General features: G+C 66.7%; 12 protein-coding genes, 3 tRNA genes and 1 pseudogene. 12 read left to right on the forward strand and 4 right to left on the reverse strand.

Translation table 11 applies throughout. The features are described 5' to 3' along the window. Positions 1–72: 72 nt before the first annotated feature. The 4 genes from IB255_RS02080 (at position 73) to IB255_RS02095 (ending at position 4,748) form a co-directional block, all read left to right on the forward strand. On the forward strand, positions 73–2,844 hold the full coding sequence (locus IB255_RS02080; RefSeq protein ID WP_081520288.1) for an ATP-binding protein: 2,772 nt from the start codon (positions 73–75) through the stop codon (positions 2,842–2,844). Positions 2,845–2,860: 16 nt separating this feature from the next. Then, positions 2,861–3,850 (forward strand): 2-hydroxyacid dehydrogenase, encoded by a 990-nt coding sequence (locus tag IB255_RS02085; RefSeq protein WP_081520287.1) that lies wholly within the window; start codon positions 2,861–2,863, stop codon positions 3,848–3,850. A gap of 62 nt (positions 3,851–3,912) precedes the next feature. After that, entirely contained in the window at positions 3,913–4,353 is a 441-nt protein-coding gene (locus tag IB255_RS02090) for a hypothetical protein (RefSeq protein WP_081520286.1), read from the forward strand. Further along, complete coding sequence (locus tag IB255_RS02095; protein WP_081520285.1) at positions 4,350–4,748, forward strand: META domain-containing protein; 399 nt, start codon at positions 4,350–4,352, stop codon at positions 4,746–4,748. Before IB255_RS02090 ends, IB255_RS02095 begins: the two co-directional genes overlap by 4 nt. Before the next feature lie 17 nt (positions 4,749–4,765). Here the strand turns inward: IB255_RS02095 and dinB are convergent, their stop codons facing one another. After that, complete coding sequence (gene dinB / locus IB255_RS02100) at positions 4,766–5,764, reverse strand: DNA polymerase IV (protein ID WP_225610183.1); 999 nt, start codon at positions 5,762–5,764, stop codon at positions 4,766–4,768. Positions 5,765–6,043: 279 nt separating this feature from the next. Between dinB and IB255_RS02105 the strand changes: the two genes are divergently transcribed. The 6 genes from IB255_RS02105 (at position 6,044) to IB255_RS02130 (ending at position 11,284) form a co-directional block, all read left to right on the forward strand. Then, positions 6,044–6,120: transfer RNA gene (locus IB255_RS02105), tRNA-Met, on the forward strand. 117 nt (positions 6,121–6,237) lie between these two features. After that, positions 6,238–6,314, forward strand: a tRNA-Met gene (locus tag IB255_RS02110). Between the two features lie 116 nt (positions 6,315–6,430). Further along, positions 6,431–6,507 (forward strand) — tRNA-Met (locus IB255_RS02115). Between the two features lie 163 nt (positions 6,508–6,670). Next, positions 6,671–9,304 carry a bifunctional lysylphosphatidylglycerol flippase/synthetase MprF gene (gene mprF / locus IB255_RS02120; RefSeq protein WP_081520283.1) on the forward strand — a complete coding sequence of 878 codons (2,634 nt, stop codon included), beginning with the start codon at positions 6,671–6,673 and terminating at the stop codon, positions 9,302–9,304. A 1-nt stretch (position 9,305) separates the two neighbouring features. After that, positions 9,306–10,580, forward strand: coding sequence for a virulence factor family protein (locus IB255_RS02125; protein WP_192209745.1), 1,275 nt, complete (start codon positions 9,306–9,308; stop codon positions 10,578–10,580). A 140-nt stretch (positions 10,581–10,720) separates the two neighbouring features. Beyond that, on the forward strand, positions 10,721–11,284 hold the full coding sequence (locus IB255_RS02130) for a cytochrome b (protein ID WP_081520281.1): 564 nt from the start codon (positions 10,721–10,723) through the stop codon (positions 11,282–11,284). A gap of 106 nt (positions 11,285–11,390) precedes the next feature. Here IB255_RS02130 and IB255_RS02135 read toward each other — a convergent pair whose 3' ends face one another. Further along, positions 11,391–12,515 (reverse strand): GNAT family N-acetyltransferase, encoded by a 1,125-nt coding sequence (locus IB255_RS02135; RefSeq protein WP_081520353.1) that lies wholly within the window; start codon positions 12,513–12,515, stop codon positions 11,391–11,393. A 214-nt stretch (positions 12,516–12,729) separates the two neighbouring features. Between IB255_RS02135 and IB255_RS30740 the strand changes: the two genes are divergently transcribed. Further along, complete coding sequence (locus tag IB255_RS30740) at positions 12,730–12,978, forward strand: hypothetical protein (protein ID WP_081520280.1); 249 nt, start codon at positions 12,730–12,732, stop codon at positions 12,976–12,978. Here the strand turns inward: IB255_RS30740 and IB255_RS02140 are convergent. Together IB255_RS02140 and IB255_RS02145 are read right to left on the reverse strand one after the other, a co-directional pair. Next, positions 12,967–14,010, reverse strand: a pseudogene (locus IB255_RS02140) (glycosyltransferase family 4 protein); the annotation flags it as partial. The gene IB255_RS30740 and the pseudogene IB255_RS02140 overlap by 12 nt on opposite strands. Beyond that, positions 14,007–14,816, reverse strand: coding sequence for a UDP-2,3-diacylglucosamine diphosphatase (locus IB255_RS02145; RefSeq protein WP_081520278.1), 810 nt, complete (start codon positions 14,814–14,816; stop codon positions 14,007–14,009). The gene IB255_RS02145 and the pseudogene IB255_RS02140, both read right to left, overlap by 4 nt. A 137-nt stretch (positions 14,817–14,953) precedes the next feature. Between IB255_RS02145 and IB255_RS02150 the strand changes: the two genes are divergently transcribed. Further along, a complete protein-coding gene (locus tag IB255_RS02150) occupies positions 14,954–15,718 on the forward strand; it encodes a helix-turn-helix transcriptional regulator (RefSeq protein WP_151187926.1) in 765 nt (254 codons plus the stop codon). The last annotated feature ends 6 nt before the right edge of the window (positions 15,719–15,724 follow it).

The raw sequence follows: 15,724 nt of genomic DNA on the forward strand, positions 1-15,724 counted from the left end.
GGCAAGGCAAAGGGCTTCCGACGAAGGTCTGAACCGCTACACTGCCGGGGATAAACGCATCGGAGGAAGCGAGTGTTCAAGGATCTCGGCATCAAGGGACGGGTACTGCTGCTCACCCTGCTGCCCACCAGCCTGCTGGCGCTGGTGCTGGGCGGCTATTTCACCTGGGTGCAGCTATCGGACATGCACGCCCAGTTGATCGAGCGCGGGCAACTGATCGCCGAGCAACTGGCGCCGCTGTCCGCCCCGGCCATGGCCAACCACAACAACGAGCTGCTCGAGCGCATCGCCAACGAAGCGCTGGACCAACCCGACGTGCGCGCCGTGACCTTCCTCGACCCGGACCGGGAAAAACTCGTCCACGCCGGCCCCAGCATACTGACGCCAATGCCCAGTGGAGACGGCTCGCACCTGAGCATGGCGAGCAACCTGGACACCACCCATTTCCTCCTGCCGGTGCTGGGCAAGCACCGCAGCCTGTCCGGCGACCCCGACGACGACGCCGAGAAGCTGCTGGGCTGGGTCGAACTGGAACTGTCGCACCACGGCACCCTGCTGCGCGGCTACCGCAGCCTGTTCACCAGCCTGCTGCTGATCGGCGCGGGCCTCGCTGTCACCGCCCTCCTCGCCCTGCGCATGAGCCGCGCGATCAACGCGCCGCTGGGGCAGATCGCCCAGGGCGTCGCCCAGCTCAAGGAAGGCCGCCTTGAAACCCGCCTGCCGGCGCTGGGCAGCCACGAGCTGGACGAGCTGGCCGGCGGCATCAACCGCATGGCCGAGGCGTTGCAGAGCGCCCAGGAAGAGATGCAGCACAACATCGACCAGGCCACCGAGGACGTGCGGCAGAACCTGGAGACCATCGAGATCCAGAACATCGAACTGGACCTTGCACGCAAGGAGGCCCTGGAGGCGAGCCGGATCAAATCCGAGTTCCTCGCCAACATGAGCCACGAGATCCGCACCCCGCTCAACGGCATCCTCGGCTTCACCAACCTGCTGCAGAAGAGCGAGATGACCAGCCGCCAGCAGGACTACCTGGGCACCATCCACAAGTCCGCCGAGAGCCTGCTGGGGATCATCAACGAGATCCTCGACTTCTCGAAGATCGAAGCCGGCAAGCTGGTACTGGAGAACATCCCGTTCAACCTGCGCGAGCTGATCCAGGACACCCTGACCATCCTCGCCCCCGCCGCCCACGAGAAGCACCTGGAACTGGTCAGCCTGATCTACCGCGACACTCCGCTGCAGCTGGTGGGCGACCCGCAGCGGCTGAAGCAGGTGCTGACCAACCTGGTGAGCAACGCCATCAAGTTCACCCACGACGGCAGCATCGCCGTACGCGCCATGCTCGAAGACGAGAGCGACGACCGCGCGCAGCTGCGCATCAGCGTGCAGGACACCGGCGTGGGCCTGACCGACGCCGACCTGCGCGCGCTGTTCCAGGCCTTCAGCCAGGCGGACAACTCCCTCTCACGCCAGGCCGGCGGCACCGGCCTGGGGCTGGTCATTTCCAAGCGCCTGATCGAGCAGATGGGCGGCGAGATCGGCGTGGAAAGCAGCGCCGGCGATGGCTCGGAGTTCTGGATCAGCCTCAACCTGCCCAAGGCCCGCGACGACGGCGACGACCTGCCGCACGCCCTGGCCGGCGGCCTGCGCGTGGCGCTGTACGAGCCCCACGAACTGACGCGCACCGCGCTGCACCACCAGCTGGAGGACTGCGGCCTGGAAGTCACCGAGTTCCCTGACCTCGTCACGCTGGAGAAGACCCTGCTGGCCGGGCCGTCGGACAAGGCGCCGATCACCCTGGCGCTGCTCGGCGTGACCGCCGCCGACCACCCGCCCGAGGCGCTGCGCCAGTCCATCCGCGAACTCGAACAGCACGGCTGCAAGAGCCTGGTGCTGTGCCCGACCATCGAACAGGCGCACTACAACGACGTACTGCCAGACGCCCAGGTGCAGAGCAAACCCGCCTGCACGCGCAAGCTGCAGCAGGCACTGAATGAACTGCTGCACCTGCGGCCGACCCGCAAGGACAAGAACGTCAACGGCAAGCTCGAGCGCATTCCACGCCTGCTCTGCGTCGACGACAACCCGGCCAACCTGTTGCTGGTGAAGACCCTGCTGACCGACATGGGCGCCGAGGTGACAGCCGTCGACAGCGGCCTCGCCGCCGTCGAAGCGGTGCAGCGCGAGCGCTTCGACCTGGTCTTCATGGACGTGCAGATGCCGATCATGGACGGCCGCCAGGCCACCGAGGCGATCCGCCTCTGGGAAGGCGACCGCGAGGTAAGCCCGGTGCCGATCATTGCCCTCACCGCCCATGCCCTGGCCAACGAGAAGCGCGCCCTGCTGCAGGGCGGCATGGACGACTACCTGACCAAGCCGATCGACGAGCGCCAACTGGTCCAGGTGATCCTCAAGTGGACCGGCCTGGCGCTGGGCGAGCCGCGCGACGAGCGTCCGCGCCAGGCCCAATCATCCCTGGAAGGCCTCAGCGTGCTGGACCCAGAGGAAGGCTTGCGGCTGGCCGCCGGCAAACCGGAGCTGGCTGCCGACATGCTCGGCATGCTGCTCGCCTCGCTGTCCGCCGACCGCCAGGTGATCCGCCAGGCCCGCGAGCGCAACGATCGCAACACCCTGCTCGAACGTATCCACCGCCTGCACGGTGCCACCCGCTACTGCGGCGTACCGATGCTGCGCGCGGCCTGCCAGCGCGCCGAGACGCTGCTCAAGCAGAACGATCCGGACGGCCCCGCCGCGCTGGACGAACTGGACAAGGCCATGGCCGAGCTGGCACAGGCGACCGAGGGCCGGCTGGAAATCGAAGCCGGCCAGACGCACTGAAGACGGAATTCAATCGATGCGCATCATCCTGTTCAGCAACCAGACCTACGACCGCGACAGCTTCCTCGCCGCCAACCATGGCCTCGGCTTCGAGCTGCATTTCCAGCAGGCGCAGCTGCGCGAGGACACGGTCGCCCTGGCCATGGGCTTCGAAGTGGTCTGCCCCTTCGTCAACGACGACCTGTCGCGCCCGGTGCTGGAGCACCTGGCAGCTGGCGGCACGAAACTGATCGCCCTGCGCTCGGCCGGCTACAACCACGTCGACCTGGCTGCCGCCCAGGCGCTGGGGCTGGCCGTGGTCCGCGTACCGGCCTATTCGCCCCACGCGGTGGCCGAACATGGCGCAGGGCTGGTCCTGGCGCTGTGCCGGCACCTGCACCGCGCCTACAACCGCACCCGCGAAGGTGATTTTTCCCTGCACGGCCTGACCGGCTTCGACCTGTACGGGCGCACTGTCGGGATCATCGGCAGCGGGCAGATCGGCGAAGTCTTCGCCCGCATCATGAGCGGTTTCGGCTGCCACATCCTGGCCTACGACCCTTATCCCAATCGCGCCATCGAGGCCCTGGGCGGCCGCTTCGTCGAGCTGGATGAGCTGCTCGCGCAGTCCGACATCATCAGCCTGCACTGCCCGCTCAACGAGGCCACCCGGCACCTGATCAACGCCGACAGCCTGGAACGCATGAAGCGCGGCGCCATGCTGATCAACACCGGCCGCGGCGCGCTGGTCGATACACCGGCGCTGATCGAGGCGCTGAAAAGCGGCCAGCTCGGCTACCTGGGCCTGGACGTCTATGAAGAGGAAGCCGACATCTTCTTCGCCGACCGCTCCGACCAGCCGCTGCAGGACGACGTACTGGCGCGCCTGCTGACCTTCCCCAATGTGATCATCACCGCGCACCAGGCCTTCCTGACCCGCGAGGCGCTGGCCGGGATCGCCCAGACCACGCTGGCCAACATCGCCGCCTGGCGGGCCGGCAATCCGGTCAACCTGGTGAAAAACTGAGCAGAAGGCGCTCGCATCCGCACGCCACGCGCCCTAGAATGCCGCGCTTTCCCGGAGGACCCATGGCCCAGCACGATTTCCGCTACACCCTGCTCAACCCGCAATTCACCCTCAACGAGTGCCGCGCGCTGACTCCGGGCCGCTACCAGGTCACCGGCATCGGTGGCTCGATCAAGGCCGGCGACACCATGCTGGTCAGCCTCAAGGGCAGCAAAAGCCTGAGCATGACGCTGGAAGTGGAAAAGGTCCGCCACCTGATCAACCCGCCGGGGCAGTGGATGGCCGTGGCCAAGGGGCCGGTGTTCCGTGAACTGGGTATCCACGAGTGGAAGGTCAACTGCGACGGCTGCGAGGCTACACTGGACTTCGAATTCGCCGTCGATGCCACCCTCGGCAAGGCTGCCCAGCAGCCCGCCGCCGAGCAGCGCATCGCCGAACTGGGATGGGCCAAGGTCGACAACCGCCACCTCTGCCCGGATTGCCAGAGCAAGGAGACTGCATGAAAGCCCTGATCGCCAGCGCCTGCACCGCGCTGGCCCTGGCCGGTTGCGCCAGCAAGCCGGTTCCCGAAGCAGAGCAGACCTACCGCGTGGAGTGGGTCGGTGAGCACCCGCTGATCGACTACACGCACATCAGCCTGACCCTGGACGGCAATGGCCGCGCCTACGGCAGCGCCGGCTGCAACCACTGGTTCGCCAGCTACAAGCTCGAGGGCGACCAGCTGACCTTCGGCCAGCCCGGCGCCACTCGCAAGCTGTGCGCCGACCTGGTGATGGAGCAGGAACAGCAGTTCCTCAAGATGCTTGGCGAAGTGCAGCGCTGGGATATCACCGAAGAAGGCGAGCTGCGCCTGTGGCCGGTCTCCGGCCGCGCCATGCGCATGTGGCCCGAAGGCTGAGGCGTTTTTCGCCCGAGCTAGAAGAGCGTGAGCTGCTCGTGGGCGCCGCGCAGATCGACCAGGCGCACGCCCACGCCGATCAGCCGCACCGCCTTGTTGCCGCGTTGGAACGCCTGCCCCAGCAATAGCCGATAGCTTTCCAGGTCCCGCGCGGCGCCTGCCTGTTCCAGGGTGGTCTGGGTGAAGTCGTGGAACTTCAGCTTGATGAACGGCTTGCCCGGCCGGTAGCTGGTGTCCAGGCGCGTCATGCGCCGCTCCAGCTCACCCAGCAGCGACGGCAATTCCTCCTGGCAGGCCGCCAGGTCCGGCAGGTCCTGGTCGAAGGTGTTCTCCACGCTGATCGACTGGCGGCGGCTGTCCACCTGCACCGGACGGTCATCGACGCCCCGCGACAAGCCCCAGAGCCGTTCACCGAAACTGCCGAATTCCTTGGCCAGCTGGATACGCGACCAGTCGCGCAGGTCCGCGCAGGTACGGATACCCAGACGCGCCAGCTTCTCGGCGGTGACCTTGCCTACGCCATGCAGCTTTTTTACCGGCAGTTCGGCGACGAAACCGTCCACCTCATCGGGCGTGACCACGAACAGCCCGTTGGGCTTGCGCCAGTCACTGGCGATCTTGGCGATGAACTTGTTCGGCGCCACCCCGGCGGACACCGTGATGTGCAGGGTTTCCCAGACTCGCTGGCGAATCTCCCGGGCAATGCGCGTGGCGCTGCCGCCGCAGCGCTCGCTGTCGCTGACGTCGAGATAGGCCTCGTCCAGGGAGAGCGGTTCGATCTGGTCGGTGTAGTCGCGGAAGATCGCGTGGATTTCCCGCGAAGTCTCGCGATAGACATCCATGCGCGGCCGCACGATGGTGAGGTCCGGGCACAGCTTCACCGCCGTGCGCATGGCCATGGCCGAATGCAGCCCATAGGCGCGCGCCTCGTAGTTGCAGGTCGCGACCACGCCACGCTTGTCCGGCGACCCACCCACCGCCAGCGGCTTGCCCGCCAGGCTGGGGTCGTCGCGCATCTCGATGGCGGCATAGAAGCAGTCGCAATCGATGTGGATGATCTTTCGTTGCCGAGTCACGAAGAAGACGCCTGCATCACCATCGGAAGCCGCCCCAAAAGGCAGCGGAAAACCCGGCCATGGTAATGCAAAACGTCGCCGCTTCGGTTATCCACAGCCAGGAAAACTCCGCCGGCGGACAACTTCCCCGCTGCCGTTCGCCGCAGCTAAATATCTGATAGAAAATCACTTTTCCCTATTTTTCGTTGACACACAGGCCCATCGGCGTAGAATGGCTGACGCGGGATGGAGCAGTCTGGTAGCTCGTCGGGCTCATAACCCGAAGGTCGTAGGTTCAAATCCTGCTCCCGCAACCAGACACAGAAAAAGGGTCACTCTTCGGAGTGACCCTTTTTCGTTTGCGCGCGATTTAAATTATTGATCGAAAGCGAAATATCGATTGACAAGACCTTTCACATCCGTAGAATGGCCGCCGCGGGATGGAGCAGTCTGGTAGCTCGTCGGGCTCATAACCCGAAGGTCGTAGGTTCAAATCCTGCTCCCGCAACCAGACACAGAAAAAGGGTCACTCTTCGGAGTGGCCCTTTTTCGTTTGTGCGCGTTTAAATTATTGATCGAAAACGAAATATCGTTTGACACAAGGCTTCATATCCGTAGAATTGCCGCCGCGGGATGGAGCAGTCTGGTAGCTCGTCGGGCTCATAACCCGAAGGTCGTAGGTTCAAATCCTGCTCCCGCAACCAGACATCAAGAAGAAAGCCACTCTTAGGAGTGGCTTTTTTCGTTGTGCGCAAAAAAGGATCGCCCACGGGTGGCGTCTCACGGATCAGGAAAATACTCTTCCGGGGACTTGGGAATTCGCGTCAGTGCCCCTACTCTGTCGCGCTAAATCGATTGAGGTGCCCGATGAGCGCCAACCCCACCACACCCGATACCCCTGCCGCCGAGGAAGCTCCTGCCCGAGCGACCTGGCTCAACTGGGTGAACGCCAACCGCCAGGCACTCGGCCTGGGCGTGACCCTGGTGCTGTTCAGCCTCGCACTGATCGCCTGCTATCACCTGCTGCGCGACATCGACGCCTACTCCCTGCACGACGCCCTGCTCGACGTACCCACTACCTCGCTGCTCGGCGCCTTCGCCGCCACCGTGGTCGGTTTCATCTTCCTGCTCGGCTATGAATGGTCGGCCAGCCGCTTCGCCGGCGTGAAGCTGCCCGTCCCGGCGCTGCTGACCGGCGGTTTCTCCGCCTTCGCCATCGGCAACGCCGTGGGCCTTTCGATGCTCTCCGGCGGCTCGGTGCGCTATCGCCTCTATGCCCGCCAGGGACTGGGGGCTGGCGACGTCGCCTTGATGACGCTGTTCGCCAGCCTGTCGCTGGGTTGCGCGCTGCCGGTGCTGGCCGCGCTCGCCGCGCTGAGCGACCTCTCCGACGCCTCCTTGGCCCTGCATCTGCCGGAATGGCTGGTGGCAGTGCTGGCGCTGGGCATCATCGCCCTCTGCCTGTTGCTGGTGGTTGCCGTCGAACGCCGTCGCCTGCCGGAACAGCCTTCGCCCGACAGCCACCTGGTCCGCTTCGGCCGCCGCACCCTGCGCCTGCCGGGCCTGCGCCTGTCGCTGCTGCAACTGCTGATCACCGCGCTGGACGTGGCCGCTGCCGCCACCGTGCTCTATCTGCTGCTGCCCGAAGCCCCGCCCTTCGGCGCTTTCCTGCTGGTCTACCTGATTGCCCTGGCCGCTGGCGTGCTCAGCCACGTGCCGGGCGGCGTCGGCGTGTTCGAAGCCGTGCTGCTGGCGGCCTTCGCCAACCAGCTGGGCGCCGCGCCGCTGGCTGCCGCACTGCTGCTGTATCGCCTGATCTACGTGGTCCTGCCGCTGATCGTCGCCTGTCTGCTGCTGCTGTTCCTCGAGGCCCGCCGCGTGCTGGTGGCCAAACAGGCGGTGCGCATCACCTCCGGCTTCGCCGCGCAGATTCTCTCCCTGCTGGTGTTCATCTCCGGCATCGTGCTGCTGTTCTCCGGCGCCACGCCATCCATCGACACCCGCCTGGACGAAGTCGGCTTCCTCGTGCCGCACCGCCTGATCGATGCCTCGCACCTGGCCGCCAGCCTGATCGGCGTACTTTGCCTGCTGCTCGCCTACGGCCTGCGCCGCCGCCTCTCCGCCGCCTGGGCACTGACCATCGGCCTGCTGATCGCCGGCGCCGCACTGTCGCTGCTCAAGGGCTTCGACTGGGAAGAAGCGCTGATCCTCAGCTTCACCGCCGCCCTGCTGGTGATCTTCCGCAGCGCATTCTACCGCCGCAGCCGCCTGATGGACCTGCCCTTCTCGCCGCTGTATCTGGGCGCCGCTGCCTGCGTTATCGCCGCGTCTATCTGGCTGCTGCTGTTCGCCTACCAGGATGTGCCCTACAGCCACGAACTCTGGTGGCAGTTCGCCCTGGATGCCGACGCCCCGCGTGGCCTGCGTGCCGCGCTGGGCAGTTGCCTGCTGCTGGCCGCGCTGGCGCTGTACTGGCTGCTGCGCACCGCGCCGCCGGCCATCCACGCGCCGACCCGCGAGGACCTGGACACCGCCGCCGGCATCCTGGCCAGCTCCGCGCAGCCCGACGGCGGCCTGGCCCTGTCCGGCGACAAGGCGCTGCTGTTCCACGAGGGCAACGACGCCTTCCTGATGTACGCCCGCCGTGGCCGCAGCCTGGTGGCGCTGTTCGATCCGGTCGGCCCGGCCCAGGCCCGCGCCGAACTGATCTGGCAGTTCCGCGACCTCTGCGACCTGCACCACGCGCGCCCGGTGTTCTACCAGGTGCGCGCGGAGAACCTGCCGCTGTACATGGACATCGGTCTCACCGCGCTCAAGCTCGGCGAGGAGGCGCGGGTCGATCTGCGCCGCTTCGACCTGGAGAGCAAGGGCAAGGAGATGAAGGACCTGCGCTACACCTGGAACCGTGGCCAGCGCGACGGCCTGAGCCTGGAATTCCATGACGCCGGCAACGCGCCGATGGACGAGCTGCGCGCCATCTCCGATGCCTGGCTGGGTGGCAAGAACGTCCGCGAGAAGGGCTTCTCCCTCGGCCGCTTCACCCCTGAATACCTGCGTTATTTCCGCGTCGTCGTGGTCCGCTTCCAGGGCCGCGCCGTGGCCTTCGCCAACCTGCTGGAAACCTCCGGCAAGGAGCTGGCGAGCATCGACCTGATGCGCGTGGCCCCCGACGCACCCAAGCTGACCATGGAATTCCTCATGCTCGGCCTGATCCTGCATTACAAGGAGAGCGGGCACACCCGCTTCAGCCTCGGCATGGTGCCCCTGGCCGGCTTGCAGCCGCGCCGTGGCGCCCCGCTGACCCAACGTCTCGGCGCGCTGGTTTTCCGCCGGGGTGAGCAGTTCTACAATTTCCAGGGGCTGCGGCGCTTCAAGGACAAGTTCCAGCCCGACTGGGAACCCCGTTACCTGGCCGTGCCCGCCGGACTGGATCCGCTGGTGGCCCTGGCCGATACGGCCGCCCTCATCGCAGGCGGCCTGAGTGGATTGGTAAAACGCTGATATGTTGAAACGACGCTGGCGACACCTGCTCGCCCTCCTCCTGCTGGTCATCATCGCCGTGGGTCTGCTGCTGTGGAGCCGGCCGGCTTCCCAGGCTTCCCTCGAACACCGCCAGCTCGCCGACGGCAGTGCCGTCGCCCTGGCCATCCCCGGCAAGCAACCGAACGCCCGTGTACTGCTGGCCGTGCAGGCCGACCAGAAACTCGACGACGGCCAATTGCTGGCCCTGGCCCACGACAGCGGCGCCCGCGTGGTGCAGTTCGTCTTCCCGGAAAAGGACTGCGCCACCCAGCAGGCCCGCATCAAGGCTGCCGGCGAGCTGCTCGACGGCCAGCCGACCCTGGTCGCCGGCATCGGTCCGGGCAGCGCCTGGGCCTTCCGCTGGCTCGCCGGGCAGACTGACGACAAGGCCAAGGCCCTGTCGGTCGGTTTCTCCCTGGAGAAGCCCGACTGCGCCGCCACCCCGCTGCCGACGACTGCCGCCCACGGCCACTGGCTGGCCGCCTGGAACGACAACCCGGACGACGCCAGCGCGCGCTTCGCCCGCGGCCTGAAGAATGCCGAGACGGTGATCACCGACTACGACACCCCGCTGCCCAAGGTCCTCGCCGACCAGTTGCGACAGCAGCTACAAGGCGGTGGCGACAACGTGCCGGTGGTGGAAGTCCCGGCCGCCAAGCCCTCGGAGACCGTCACCCTGTTCTACTCGGGCGACGGCGGCTGGCGCGACCTGGACCGCGACGTCGCGGCGCAGATGGCCGAGCTGGGCTATCCGGTGGTGGGCGTCGATGCCCTGCGCTACTTCTGGGAGCACAAGACCCCGGAACAGAGCGCCGCCGACCTCGCCCTGCTGATGCAGCACTACCGCGAGAAATGGGGCGCCAAGCACTTCGTGCTGGCCGGTTACTCGTTCGGCGCCGACGTGCTGCCGGCGATCTACAACCGCCTGCCGGCGGACGCCAAGAAGGACGTCAGCTCGGTGATCCTGCTGGCCTTCGCCCGCAGCGGCAGCTTCGAGATCGAGGTGCAGGGCTGGCTCGGCAAGGCCGGCCAGGAAGCCTCCACCGGCCCGGAAATGGCTCGTCTGCCGGGGCCGAAAGTGCTCTGCGTGTACGGCATCGAAGAGAAGGACGAAAGCGGCTGTACTCAGCCGCAGTCGGTGGGTGAGAACCTGCAACTGCCCGGCGGCCACCACTTCGACGAAGACTATCCAGCCCTGGCCAAGCGGCTGGTGAACGCCATCCGCTCCCGCCAGTCAGCCGACGACGAAGGCTGACCGACATCAAAAGGGCCGCACATTGCGGCCCTTTCACTTTGGCTTCACGGTTTTTCAGGCACGCTTAAGGCTCTATGCTCAGACTGACAGCCCCGTCGTCAGAACGCGGCGCACGAAAAAGAGCCACACAAGGAACCGTCATGAGCCTTTCCAAGTCCCCGTCACGCTACGGCAGCCTGTCCATTGCCCTGCACTGGATCATGCTGGTGCTGATCGCCGCCACGTACTTCTGCATGGAGTACCGCACCAACTTCCCCAAAGGCAGCGACACCCGTGCGCTGTTTTCCCAGTTTCACTTCATGTTCGGCCTGAGCGTCTTCGTGCTGGTCTGGCTGCGTATCATCGGCCGCTTCATCTACCCCACCCCGCCGATCGTCCCGGCGCCGCCGGCCTGGCAGATGGTGCTGGCGAAGCTCGCGCACCTGGCGCTCTACGGCCTGATGATCGGCCTGCCGCTGGCCGGCTGGATCATCCTCAGCGCCGCCGACAAGCCGGTGCCGTTCTGGGGCCTGGAGCTGCCGCACCTGGTGGCCAAGAACCCGGACCTGGCCAAGCAGGTGAAGTACTGGCACGAGACCATCGCCGTGCTCGGCTACTGGCTGATCGGCATTCACGCGCTGGCCGCGCTGTTCCACCACTACATCAGCCGCGACAACACCCTGGTGCGCATGCTGCCGGGCAAGGGTGAGGCGAAGCCGGAATAACCGCGAACCTTATCCACAGTTGCCGGCAAGCTACGCAACTGACCTGTAGGGGCGGGCCATGCGCGCGGTCGCGGGCATGGCCCGCCCCTACAGGGAATTACAGGCGTCAATCCTGCCGATACGGCAGCGCCGCGCGGGCCTCTTCGGCGTAAGCCAGGATGCCCGCCCTCTCCCCCACCAGGAACTCCTCCACCGCGTCACGCAGCCCCGGATGCCCCAGTCGATGCCAGGAGCGCGTGATCACCGGCTCGAAGCCACGGATCAGCTTGTGCTCGCCCTGCGCTCCGGCGTCGAAGCGCTTCAGGCCATGGCCGATGGCGAAGTCCAGCCCCTGGTAGAAGCAGGTTTCGAAGTGCAGCCGGTCGAACTCCGCCAGGCAGCCCCAGTAGCGGCCGTACAGCGTGTCGCCGCCCAGCAGGCTGAAGGCCATGGCCACGGGCCGGCCATTCTGGTGGGCGAAGACCACGCGGATCGCCTCGGGCATGCGCTCGCCGATCAGGCTGAAGAACGCGCGGCTCAGGTAAGGCGCCTGCCCGCGTACCTCATAGGTACTGCTGTAGCAGGCGTAGACGAAGTCCCAGTGCGCCTCGGACAGCTCGCGCCCCTCCATCCAGACGAAGTCCAGCCCGAGCCCGGCGACCTGCTCGCGCTCCTTGCGCAACTGCTTGCGCTTGCGCGAGCTGAGCGCGTCGAGGAAGTCCTGGAAATCGCGGTAGCCGCGGTTGCTCCAGTGGTACTGGCAGCCCAGGCGCTCCAGCCAGCCATCGGCATCGCGCAGCAATGCATCGGCGGCGGTATCGGTGAAGTTCACGTGCACGCCGGAGCAATGCCCCTCGTCCACTTCGCCCGCCAGCGCGCCAACAAGGCTCAGCGCCGCCTCGGGCGCGCCCAGCAGGCGGGCGCCGCCGACCGGCGTGAAGGGAATGCCCACCAGCAGCTTGGGGTAGTAGGGGATGCCGGCGCGCAGGCAGGCATCCGCCCAGCTCCAGTCGAACACGTACTCGCCGTAGGAATGGCTTTTCAGATAGGCCGGCGCAGCGGCCAGCAAGCGGCCATCGTCACCCAGCAGCACGCGATGGGACGGCTTCCAACCGGTACGGCCGCCGACGCTGCCGCTTTCCTCCAGCGCGGAGAGAAAGGCGTAGCGCAAGAACGGCTGGTCGTCCGGCAACAGGGCGTCCCACTGGCGGGCATCGACTTCGGCGAGACGGGAAAGGGTCTGGATTGGCATGGCCGACAGTCTGGCGCGGTGCATCGGCATTGGGAAGATTCGGGCGGAAAATCTCCGGCGAAGATGACATTCGCGTTCGTCGGTATCCGGCGAAAGGCTTGTCCTGGTGGTCTATGTTGGGGGTTAACGAGGCTTGCCCGCGCATGACGCCGGCACCGTTCCGCTCGCCAGCCGCCCTGCGTGGGCCGTTGGTGAATAGCCAGGAGGACGCCCCATGAGCCTGATGCAATGCGAGTACCGCAAGTACACCATCACCGCCGATGTCGTCGAACACCCCGGCCTGCCAACTCCCTGGGCCGCCGGCTGCCACATCACCGCCCCGGACGGGCAGACCACCAGGCGCAAGACCCTGCCGGTTGAATACGCCTTCATGTCGGACCTGGAAAAGGCCCAGCACGCGTCCATCGCCCACGGAAAGTGGCTGGTGGACCAGAGCCTGGACCACGACCGCCAGCTGTTCTGACCAGCTGCCTGCATAGCCCGGTTCATCACTGACCGGCATCTCCGACAGGCGTACCTGAAGCGCCAGGAACTCCTGCGCCGATGCCTGCCAGGTCTGCCCCCGTGCCCACTGCGCGCAGACCTGGCGATCCAGTTCCAGTGCCCGCAGGCAGGCGCTGCGCAGGTCGGTGTCCATCACTCCGGTGACACCCTGCTCCAGCACATCCAGCGGCCCTGCCACCGGGAACGCCGCCACTGGCGTGCCGCACGCCAGCGCCTCATACATCACCAGCCCGAGGGTGTCGGTCAGCGAGGGGAAGACCAGCACGCTGGCGCTGCGGTAGGCCTCGGCGAGTTCGTCGCCGTGGCGATAGCCAAGGAATTCCACCTGTGGATAAACCGCTTCCAGCGCGGCCCGCTGCGGGCCGTCGCCTACCACGCGCTTGCGCCCCGGCAGGTCGAGGGCGAGAAAGGCTTCGAGGTTCTTTTCCTGCGCCAGCCGGCCGACATAGAGGAACACCGGCTCGTCCAGCGGTGCGCCCGCCCCCGGCTGGAAACGCAGGATATCCACACCCTTGCGCCAGAGCGCGAGGTTGTCGAAGGCGTGATCGGCGAACGTGCTACGCATGCGCTCGCTGCTGACCAGCACGGCTGCGCTGGGTGCATGGAAGCGGCGCAGGAAGGCATAGCCCCAGCCCAGCGGCAGCCAGGGCCAACGGGTGTTCACGTATTCGGGAAAGCGCGTGTGGATGGCGCTGCTGAATCTCAGGCCCCGGCGTACCAGCCATCGCCGCGCGGCCCAACCCAGCGGGCCCTCGGTGGCGAGGTGGACGCAATCGGGAGCGAAGCCGCTGATCTTCTCGCCTACCTTCCACAGGTCCCACGCCAGCGGGATCTCCGGGTAGCTCGGGCACGGACGGTGGCGAAAGTCCTGCGGGGAGAGCAGGCCGACCACGTGGCCCTGCCCTTCCAGCTCGGCCACCAGCGCCTTCAGGCTGGTGACCACGCCGTTGACCTGCGGTAGCCAGGCATCGGTGACGATCAGCAGCCTCATGCTGCCGACTCGACCACCACGGGCTCCTCGGCGCGCGCCTGCTCCTCGGCCAGTCGGTAGAGCTGGATGCTACCATCCCAGTGCTCGATCAGCGCCGAGCAGGACTCCACCCAGTCGCCGCAGTTGAGGTACTCCACCTCGCCAATCTGGCGGATTTCCGCATGGTGGATGTGCCCGCAGACCACGCCGTTGAGGCCGCGCCTGTGCACCTCGTGGGCGATGGCTTCCTCGAAGTCGCTGATGAAGTTCACCGCCGTCTTCACCTTGTGCTTGAGGTACGCCGACAGCGACCAATAGCCGTAGCCATAGCGGCTGCGCCAATGGTTGAGCCAGCGGTTGAGGGTCAGGGTGAACTCATAGGCGGAGTCGCCGAGGAAGGCCAGCCACTTGTGGTAGCGGGTGATCACGTCGAACTGGTCGCCGTGGATCACCAGCAACTGACGACCGTCAGCGGTGGTGTGGACGATCTCGTCGACCAGGCGGATGTTGCCCAGCAGCAGCGAGGAATAGCGGCGCAGGAATTCGTCGTGGTTGCCGGTGACGTAGATCACCTCGGTGCCGCGCTTGCTCATGGTCAGCAGGCGGCGGATCACGTTGGTGTGCGCCTGCGGCCAGTAGATGCCGCCGCGCAGCTTCCAGCCATCGATGATGTCGCCCACCAGGTAGATGCGGTCGGCGTGGTAGCGCTTGAGGAAGCCGGCCAGGTGCTCGGCCTGGCAATCGCGGGTGCCCAGGTGGACATCGGATATCCACAGGGTGCGTACCCGTTGTTTCTTCGTCGGCGTCATGCGTTGCGCGCTGCTCATCGTCGGCGACCTCCGGTGGGGTTTCTCCGAGTGTCGACCCGCGCGGTGAAGCGAAGGTGACCGACTCGCGACAGTCCCGTTACAGCCCTCGGCGCGCTAGACTGTCAGCCTGCCCGCCAGCATGAAAGCAGCCTTGCATGAGCCAGATTCTCTCCCTGCGCCACTACAGCCATGACCACCTCGCCCACAGCCACAGCCATGCGCAGCTGGTGCTGGGGCTGTCCGGCAGCCTGGATTTCGAAGTGGGCGGTCGCGGCAGCCTGGTGACCCGGCAGACCTTCGCCGTGGTGCCGCGTGACGAGCACCATGCCTGCGCCAGCCCCGATGGCAGCCGCTGCCTGGTGGTGGACCTGGAGGACGAGGAAGACCTGCTCGGCGGCCTCGGCCTGCACAGCGATGCCGGCCGCCGCCTGCTGGAAACCCCCGGCCAGCGCCTGCTCAGCAACGACCAGGCGCAGCTGGTGCACTGGCTCGCCGGCAGCTCGCTGCATGATCCGGTGCTAGCGCGCCAGGGCGCCATCCTGCTGCTCGCCAGCCTCGCCGCCGGCCAGCAGCGCCTCGACGAACCGGCGCAACTGCCGCTGGCCAGCCTCGACAGCTACATCGACCGGCATGCCGCGCACCCGCTGCAGGTGGCGGACCTGGCGCGGCTCGCCGGATTGTCCGCGGCGCGCTTCCATGCGCGCTTCCTCGCCGAAACCGGGCAGACGCCCATGGACTACGTGCGCCAGCGCCGCCTGCACCTGGGCCGCGACCTGCTACGCGGCTCACACCAGTCGGTCGGCGAGATCGCTGCGCAGGTCGGCTACGCCTCGCAGAGCGCCTTCACCGCCGCCCTCGTCCGCCAGTTCGGCACCACCCCGCGCCAACTGCGTCAGCAGTCGCGCGACAATTCCCGCTAGCCGCGC

Source organism: Pseudomonas sp. PDM22 (assembly GCF_014851965.1).
Lineage (GTDB): Bacteria > Pseudomonadota > Gammaproteobacteria > Pseudomonadales > Pseudomonadaceae > Pseudomonas.